This is a genomic window from Protofrankia sp. CiP1_Cm_nod2 (assembly GCF_920664355.1).
GTDB lineage: Bacteria > Actinomycetota > Actinomycetes > Frankiales > Frankiaceae > Protofrankia.
In genome coordinates this window covers 1-1,961 of sequence record NZ_CAKKTL010000029.1, presented here as the reverse complement: position 1 = coordinate 1,961, position 1,961 = coordinate 1, and the positions used below count along the sequence as shown (strand labels likewise).

The 1,961-nt window shown below is 73.7% G+C and carries 2 protein-coding genes and 1 pseudogene; all 3 read right to left on the bottom strand.

The window, feature by feature from the left end; genetic code table 11:
* Nucleotides 1-496: 496 nt before the first annotated feature.
* A complete protein-coding gene (locus tag NBW84_RS05145; protein ID WP_250282182.1) occupies nt 497-934 on the bottom strand; it encodes a DUF3052 domain-containing protein in 438 nt (145 codons plus the stop codon).
* 186 nt (nt 935-1,120) lie between these two features.
* Entirely contained in the window at nt 1,121-1,525 is a 405-nt protein-coding gene (locus tag NBW84_RS05140) for a secondary thiamine-phosphate synthase enzyme YjbQ (RefSeq protein ID WP_250282230.1), read from the bottom strand.
* Between the two features lie 249 nt (nt 1,526-1,774).
* Nucleotides 1,775-1,961 (bottom strand): annotated as a pseudogene (locus NBW84_RS05135) (hypothetical protein); the annotation flags it as partial.

Genomic DNA, 1,961 nt, shown 5'->3' with positions numbered 1-1,961 from the left:
ACCTGTACGCCTGACCTGTACGCCTGGACGAGCCTGTACGTGCGCCTGGCTCGCCGGCCAGGCGCACGGAGGCGCACGGAGGCGCACGGAGGGATGGCCACACGGCGGGACGGCCATACAGCCCCGCCGGCCAACACGGCGGGGACCGCGTCCGCGGCCGTCCGCCCGGATGGGAGACCATGTCCTCCCGGGCGGGCGGTCTGAACGGCGTCCGCGACCGCCCGTCCGGGCACGATCGGGGCAAGTGTGCCGGCGGGTACGCCTTCCGGCCCGGTGGGTGTACCCACCAGCACACTCGCGTCGGTCTTCTCCGATGGCCGGCACTCGGCGGTGGGCACCCACCGGCCGAGTACCGGCCGCCGCGAGACCGCCCGGCGGGGATGCCCACGGCGCACGGCGACACCGGCCACCCGTCCTCGTCCTCCCGGTTGAGGCCCCCTGTCCTCCCGGTTGAGGGGGGCCCGCCCTGGTGGACGGCCAGCGCCCTGGCGGACGGCTAGCGGTGCCGGACCCGTTGGGACTTGGGAGCGGCAAGCCGCATGCCGGCCCACTCGGTGGCGACGCTGACGGTGCTCGTCTGCACCAGGCCGACGGCCGGCACCGCCTCCAGCACATCGCTGGGCTCCACGTGGCCGGGCCGGCCGGCCTTCGGTGTCAGCAGCCAGATCACACCGGCCTCCGACAACTGGCGGCGCGCGTCGATGAGTGCCTCAACAAGGTCGCCGTCGTCGTCCCGCCACCACAGCAGCACGACATCGACCACATCGTCGGAGTCCTCCGGGACGAGTTCCGTTCCGCTGGCCGAGGTGACGGCGTCGAGAAGATCATAGGCGATGTCGTTGTCTTCGTTGAGCGACTGAACCAGTACCCCGGGCGTAATGCCCAGACGTTCCGCACGCCGCTGACCCTCGGCGTTCGCCGCGGTCGGACTCACCCTCAACAACCTCCTGCTCGTGTCAGCTGCCCGCGGGCACGCCGCCCGTGAGCACCGGCTGTACGGCACGGCGGTTGTTCGATCCACCTGCTGCGCGCACCACCGTGGACCTAGTCCACCGGAGCACCCCGGGGCAGCGCAAGTGCCACGCCGGTAGTTGTGGACAAAGGTGCCACCCGTACCGGCTCATCCGGACAGAAACGAGAGTCGAACAGTGCGTTCAGGATTGTCCACGTTGAGATCCACGAGCGCGATCGACTGCCACGTCCCCAGGAGCAGGCGGCCGTCGAGGACCGGCACGGTCAGCGACGGGGAGATCAGCGCCGGCAGGACGTGCGAGCGCCCGTGGCCCGCCGAGCCGTGCGCGTGCCGCCAGCGGCTGTCCGCCGGCAGCAGCTCGCCGAGCGTGGTGAGCAGGTCGGCGTCGCTGCCCGAGCCGAGCTCGAGCAGGGCGACTCCGGCGGTCGCGTGCGGGACGAACACCGACAGCAGCCCGTCCCCGCGCCCGGCCACGAACCGACGGGCATCATCGGTGAGGTCGTGGACACGCTCCGTCCCGCCAGTGTGTACGGACACCGTGGTCGTCTCCATGCCCCGCCCTCTCCCGGCCTTCTTCCCCGTACTTCCCCGCGCTTCCCCGCGCTTCCCCGCACCGCCGCCACTTCCCCGCACCGCCAGCGCGCGCCCACGCCCGGGGGGATGCCGCGCGCCCGTGCCCGGGGGTTCCCGTCTCCAGACCCGCGAGAACCGGCGCTTCTCCTCGTGCTGCCCGCCCCGGTGCCGCCCCCGCATCCCGCATCCCGCATCCCGCATCCCGCATCCCGCATCCCGCATCCGCTCTCATTGTGCCGCCCCCGTCCCGGCGCCCTGGGATGTTCCACGGACTCCCCGGCGGGCCGGTGGGCCCGCGGGGGCTGTCACGGGCCCGCCACCCGGCCCGGCCACCCCGACGGCCCGGCCCACCAGCCCCGGCCCACCAACCCCGGCCCACCGGCCCCCGCCGGCCCGGCGCCGTCCCGCCCTGGCC

Bases quoted from the DNA above. Each gene is read 5' to 3' on its own strand.
- NBW84_RS05140 (WP_250282230.1), bottom strand. From the start codon at position 1,525: ATGGAGACGACCACGGTGTCCGTACACACTGGCGGGACGGAGCGTGTC.